The organism is uncultured Hyphomicrobium sp. (genome assembly GCF_902826555.1).
Lineage (GTDB): Bacteria > Pseudomonadota > Alphaproteobacteria > Rhizobiales > Hyphomicrobiaceae > Hyphomicrobium_C.
In genome coordinates, this window is sequence record NZ_CADEFI010000006.1 from 1 (window position 1) to 6,490 (window position 6,490).

General features: G+C 64.0%; 4 protein-coding genes and 1 pseudogene. All 5 read left to right on the forward strand.

Going from position 1 to position 6,490, the window contains the following annotated elements; genetic code table 11:
• A pseudogene (locus QZV93_RS04570) lies at window positions 1-217 on the forward strand (radical SAM protein); the annotation flags it as partial.
• A gap of 94 nt (window positions 218-311) precedes the next feature.
• On the forward strand, window positions 312-962 hold the full coding sequence (locus QZV93_RS04575; protein WP_295556363.1) for a ribonuclease HII: 651 nt from the start codon (window positions 312-314) through the stop codon (window positions 960-962).
• A gap of 284 nt (window positions 963-1,246) precedes the next feature.
• Entirely contained in the window at window positions 1,247-2,935 is a 1,689-nt protein-coding gene (ybaL, locus tag QZV93_RS04580; RefSeq protein ID WP_295556365.1) for a YbaL family putative K(+) efflux transporter, read from the forward strand.
• Window positions 2,936-3,141: 206 nt separating this feature from the next.
• Window positions 3,142-4,824: a methyl-accepting chemotaxis protein gene (locus QZV93_RS04585; protein ID WP_295556367.1), complete on the forward strand. Its 1,683-nt coding sequence runs from the start codon at window positions 3,142-3,144 to the stop codon at window positions 4,822-4,824.
• A 413-nt stretch (window positions 4,825-5,237) separates the two neighbouring features.
• Window positions 5,238-6,326, forward strand: coding sequence for a site-specific DNA-methyltransferase (locus tag QZV93_RS04590; protein WP_363156565.1), 1,089 nt, complete (start codon window positions 5,238-5,240; stop codon window positions 6,324-6,326).
• Window positions 6,327-6,490: the final 164 nt, after the last annotated feature.

Genomic DNA, 6,490 nt, shown 5'->3' on the forward strand with positions numbered 1-6,490 from the left:
CCGCGTCATAAATCTTTTGCGCTCCATGCATGGCGGCAAGGACTACGTCGCCGACTTCGGCGAGCGCCAGAAGGGCCGCGGCCCCTACGCCGACCAGATCGCGCTTCGTTTTCGCTTGGCCCTGAAGCGGCTCGGACTGAACGAGCGCCGCCACGCACTCCGCCTCGACCTCTTTGCGCCTCCGGTAGCCAAAGGCCAGCAAATGCCGTTGCTCTGAGACGGAGGAAAGCGTGCCTCCCCCTCACTGCCTCACTGCCTCACTATCCACAATCCGCTTTGACACACGTGCCGCCACCCGCGAGGCTGCACGCATGCGGGTGGATGATTCGAAAATCGTGCCGACTTTCGAGCTTGAGGCGGCCGAGCTGGCGCTCAAGGGCGGGCCGATCGTCGGCGTCGACGAGGCCGGACGCGGCCCATGGGCCGGGCCGGTCGTTGCAGCCGCGGTGATCCTCGATCCGGATCGCATCCCCCAGGGCATCGACGATTCCAAAGCTCTCGATCCGGAGGAGCGCGAGCGCCTTTACGAACGCATCCGCCTCACTGCCGTCGCGGTCGGAGTGGGCATCGGCGAGGTCGACCGCATCGATCGCGACAACATCCTCGCCGCAACCCTGTGGGCCATGGGCGAGGCCGTGAGCCAGCTTTCGTGCAACCCGCGCCTCGCCATCGTCGACGGCAACCGGGCCCCGCGCCTCAAGTGCGAGACGCGCACCATCGTCAAAGGCGACGCCAAGTGCCTGTCGATCGCTGCCGCCTCCATCATCGCCAAGGTCACGCGCGACCGCATGATGATAGCCCTGGCGCGCGAGGCCCCCGGTTACGGCTTTGAGCGCCACAAGGGCTACGGCACACCCGAGCATCGCGCAGCGCTGGTCCGCCTCGGATTGTCACCGCATCACCGCCGCTCATGGAAGTCCGTGCAACTGGCTCTCGGACTGGCCGAGGCTGAAGCCTCCTGACTTCATCCCTCGGCGCGGCAGCGGTCAGTTCCCGAAGATCACGCCCTAGGCGCGAACGGCCTGCCGAAAATTCGCCGCGGACGTGCGGAACGCTTCCTCGCCGCATCACGTAGCCCCGTATTTATACGGATGCCGTGATCCACGGTAATCGCGATGACGTAGAGACATTGCCTAATTTGGCAACACACCGCCCCTCATCGCGCCTTGCGTTTCGGGCTCCTGCCTGTGATCGTCACACGATCACGAGACCTTTCAACACAACCGAACGGACACCTACCCACCCGATGCATCAAACGCCGCTCATCGCGACGATCGTCACAGGTCTGGCTCTTGCATTCGTGTTCGGCGCGCTTGCCCATCGCCTGCGCGTGTCCCCTCTGGTCGGCTACCTTATCGCCGGAATCGCCATCGGCCCCTTTACGCCGGGTTACGTTGCCGATCAGGAGCTCGCCAACGAGCTGGCCGAGATCGGCGTCATCCTGCTCATGTTCGGCGTCGGCCTCCATTTCTCGTTCAAGGAGCTGTGGGCTGTCCGCAACATTGCCGTTCCGGGCGCCGTTGCGCAGATTGCCGTCGCAACGCTGCTCGGCGCAGGGCTCGCGCACGTCCTCGGCTGGACCGCAGGTGCCGGACTGGTGTTCGGCCTGGCGCTCTCGGTCGCAAGCACCGTCGTGCTGCTGCGCGCGCTTCAGGAGCGGCGCCTCGTCACCACCGAGCGTGGTCAGATTGCTGTCGGCTGGCTAATCGTCGAGGACCTCGTCATGGTCCTCACTCTGGTCTTGTTGCCGGCCATCGCGCCTCTGCTCGGTGGTCACGCCGAGGGAGAGCCGGCCACGAGCTCGTCCCTCAACATCGGCCAGCTCTTGGCAACGGTTGCCTTCACCATCGGCAAGGTGGCGGCATTCGTCGCCATCATGATGGTGGCAGGCCGGCGCATCATTCCTTGGATCCTGCACTACACGGCCCACACTGGATCGCGCGAACTATTCCGTCTCGCCGTGCTCTCGATCGCCCTCGGCGTTGCCTTCATCGCTGCCAAACTGTTCGGCGTCTCGTTCGCGCTCGGCGCCTTCTTCGCCGGCTTGATCCTGAGCGAGTCCCAATTATCCCAGCAGGCCGCCAACGAGAGCCTTCCGCTCCGCGATGCCTTCGCCGTGCTGTTCTTCGTTTCCGTAGGCATGCTGTTCGACCCCGGAATCCTGATCTCCCAGCCACTGGCCGTGGCGGCAACTTTGCTGATTATCGTCATCGGCAAGTCGCTCGCCGCCCTCGCTATCGTTCGCGCGTTCGGCCATCCACTGAGCACGGCGTTCACGATTTCGGCGAGCCTGGCTCAGATCGGCGAGTTCTCCTTCATCCTCGCTGCGCTCGGCATGAGCCTCGATCTTCTGCCCGCCGAAGGCCGTGACCTGATCCTTGCCGGCGCCTTGCTTTCGATCGTCCTGAACCCGCTCTTTTTCTGGTGGCTCGATCACCTCAAGCCCTGGATCGAGAAGAAGGATGGCCATGTCCATGGCCCGCGCGAGCCCGAAACGGTCGAGGAGGATGACGAGCCCATCCACGTCACCGCGCTCGAAGGCCACACCATCGTCGTCGGCACGGGCCGCGTCGGCAAACGCATCGTCGATGCCTTGGCTTCGGGTCCGGCGCCGCTCTACGTCATCGACGAGAGCGACGAGGAGATCAAACGCCTCAACGCACGCAACATTGAAGGCGTGGCTGGCAGCGCCGCAACGCTGCTCTACGCCGCCAACCCCGCCAAGGCCGCCGCCATGATCGTCGCCATCCCGAGCAACTTCGAGGCTGGCGAAGCGATCGAGCAGGCACACAACGCCAACCCCAACATGCGTATAATTGGACGCGCCCAGAACGACGCCGAAGCAGAATACTTGAGAAAGTACGGCGCAACGGAGGTCATCATCACGTCGGACACGCTCGCCGACGCGATGCTGTCCACCTACCGCAAGGACTGAGGCGCTTCCCAAGTCCGCCAATGACCGCTTCCCGCCAGGCGTGTTCGGGTCGCCGAGCCCGCACGGGAAAAGCTCACGCGCGCAGTGATGCATCAGCATCGTGGCTTATTCCATATTATTCAATTAGTAACGGCGGATAGATAAAGTTTTACATTACACAGAGATTTCGCGTGCAGAAGCACGCGCGCCAGCCAATGGAACATCCCGTGCTCAATCAATTGAAGCTCAAGCATAAGGTAGGTGCGCTGATCGCGTTTCTTGCCCTCGTCCCGGTTGCAGGCGCAGGACTGACCTACCGCAGCCTGTCCGCCCAGGACGTGGCGCAGGATTTGGCCATGCGCGCAAAAACCGGCCAGACGTACCTCGAGCGCATCAACGGCCTCGTCTACGCCATCGTCATGGACTCCCGCGGCATCTACATGTCGAGCGACTGGGCAGCCGCAGAAGGCTACGGCAACGGCATCTTGAAAAGCACGAAAGAGCTTCAGGACGTGACCAAGCTCTGGGAGGCGACCGTCGAGCCCGAGCACCGGCAGAGCTTCACCGACGCTGAGCAAACCATTCAGGAATTCATCCGCTTCCGCACCGAGCTGGTGCGCTTGGCACGGGAAGAACCGCTCACGACCGCCCGCGCGTTCGGCGATAACGACGCCAATCGCTCGAACCGCAAGGCGCTGAACGACAAGCTGCGCAGCCTTGCCAGCCACTACGAAACTTACGTCTCGGCAACCAGCGTCACCTCCGATGAGGCACGGCAGGCCGCCGTGCACACGTCCGCGATGACGGGTATCATCTCGATCTTGACCATGCTGGCCGGCATCTGGCTCGTGATCACGAACCTCACGCAGCCGATCGAGCGCATCAAGCTTTCCATTCTCGACCTCGCCGCCGGCCACACGGAGCGCGACATCTACGGCACGGACCGCAGCGACGAGATCGGCGAGATCGCCGGCGCCGTGCTCGTCTTCAAGCGCAACATCATCGAAGCCGAGCGCCTGCGCGCCGAGCAGGCCGAAAGCGAGAAGCGCATGGCCGCCCAACGCAAGGCCGACATGCTTCGCCTCGCCAGCCAGTTCCAGGAAAGCGTCGGCCACGTCGTGGACACGGTCTCCTCCGCGTCGGCCCAACTGGAAGCGGCGGCAGCGCAGCTCACCTTGAACGCAGCGTCCACCCAGGATCTTTCCGGCACCGTCGCCAGCGCCTCCGAGCAGACATCCGTCAATGTTCAGGGCGTTGCGGCCGCATCCGAGCAGCTCTCATCGACGGTTTGCGAGATCGGCCGCCAGGTGCACGAAAGCAGCGCCATCGCCGAGGAAGCCGTCCGCCAGGCGGCAAAGACCAACGAAAACGTCGTCGAGCTTTCGCAGTCGGCCGAGCGTATCGGCGCCGTCGTCGAGCTCATCAACCAGATCGCCGGTCAGACCAACCTCCTCGCCCTCAACGCAACCATCGAGGCTGCGCGTGCAGGCGACGCCGGCAAGGGTTTCGCAGTCGTTGCGCAGGAGGTGAAGGCGCTTGCTGCACAGACGGCCAAGGCGACCAACGAGATCGGCAGCCAGATTCGCAGCATGCAGGCCTCGACCCGCCAGTCAGTCGAAGCGATCAACGAGATCGCATCCACCATCACGCGCATCTCTGCCGTAAGCGGCACCATTGCCGCCGCCGTCGAGCAGCAGGGTGCGACCACGCAGGAGATCAGCCGCAACGTCGTCGAAGCCGCCAAGGGAACAAGCGAGGTTGCGACCAGCATCACCGCTGTCAGTCAGGGCGCGTCCGAGACGGGATCGGCCTCCTCCCAGGTTCTCGCGTCGGCGAAGTCGCTCTCCGGCGAAAGCCGCTCGTTGAAGGCAGAGGTCGAGCGTTTCCTGGCAACGGTCCGCGCCGCCTGATCGAAAAAAGACTGTCTCATAAGCACGGCGCGAGCCCGGCATATTGCACGTATGCCGGGCTCGATGTTTTGGGCACAGCACACCGCCCGGCATTGAGATCCGAGAGGTGTATGGCGGAGTCGAATTCGGCCTTCCGTCTGCCGCAAAAGCATGCGAGTCTTCGCGCGTCTGACGTCCTAACGGATCCTTGCATCGCTCCCGCCGCTTTAACCGAAAATTAACTCCCACCGTTTACATTCCGTTAACTGTGGGGCCGGTTTGTCAGCGCGTTGGGTTCGCTTCATGGATCCTGGACATCTCTGGTTTTTCTCTGTGAGTTGCGTCGAATGGGTGTGCGTCGTGGTGCGAGTCCGGCTGCGAGAAATCGCGGCCGCGTGGCCGGAGATCGGTCTCTGGCCCGAAATCGAATCCTGGTGGGCGATTGCCTCGACGAGCTTCGTCGAATACCGGATCGAAGCGTAGACCTCGTCTTCGCCGACCCCCCGTACAATCTCCAGCTCTCGACCGAACTTCTGCGTCCCAACAACACGCGCGTCGACGGCGTCGACGACGCATGGGACAAGTTCGCTTCGTTCGAGGAGTACGACCGCTTCACGCGCGCCTGGCTCGCCGAATGCCGCCGTGTGCTGAAGCCGGATGGCGCGCTCTGGCTGATCGGCTCCTATCACAACGTCTTTCGACTCGGCGCCGCGCTGCAGGACCAGGGCTACTGGATCCTGAACGACGTCGTCTGGCGCAAAGTGAACCCGATGCCGAACTTCCGCGGCCGCCGCTTCACCAACGCGCACGAGACACTCATCTGGGCAGCGCGCGATCAGAAGTCTCGCTACACCTTCAACTATGAAAGCCTCAAGGCGTCGAACGACGACCTGCAGATGCGCTCCGACTGGCTGTTTCCGATCTGCTCCGGCCCCGAGCGGCTGAAAGATGACGGCGGCCGCAAAGCGCATCCCACGCAGAAGCCGGAAGCACTCCTGCATCGCATCCTGCTTGCCACGACGAACGCGGGCGACACCGTGCTCGATCCCTTCTTCGGCACCGGCACGACCGGCGCCGTCGCCGAGAAGCTGGGCCGCCGGTGGATCGGCATCGAGCGCGATCCGGATTACGCCAAGGCCGCCGAGGAACGCATCGCCAAGGTGAAGCCGCTCTCGACGTCCGCGCTCGAACAGCAGCCCTCGAAGCGCGCCGAGCCCCGCGTGCCCTTCGGCACCATCGTCGAGCTTGGCATCCTGCGTCCGGGCGCCCCGCTCTACGACGAACGCCGCAGCATCAAGGCCGAGGTGAAAGCCGACGGCACGCTGGCCGTGCCCGGCAGCCGCGGGTCGATCCATCGGCTAGGCGCCGTCGTGCAGGGCAAGTCGGCTTGTAACGGCTGGACCTTCTGGCACTACGAGCGCGGCGGCGTACTGCACCCCATCGACAAGCTTCGCGAACGCGCCAAGGTCGAACTTGGCCTCACAGGTCAGAAGCTGCGCACACCACTCATCGCTGCGGAATAAAGCTCGCGCTCCGGGGGGATAGCGAGCGGGACCCAGGGCCGATGCCGGCGGCGCTTTCACACGCGCGCCAGACAGCGGTCGGGCATGCGCCCTGGGTCCGGAGGTCGGATTGCTCTCGGGCCGCGTTGTCCGTCAATCCAAAGACAGGATTGCCGTCGCCTTCG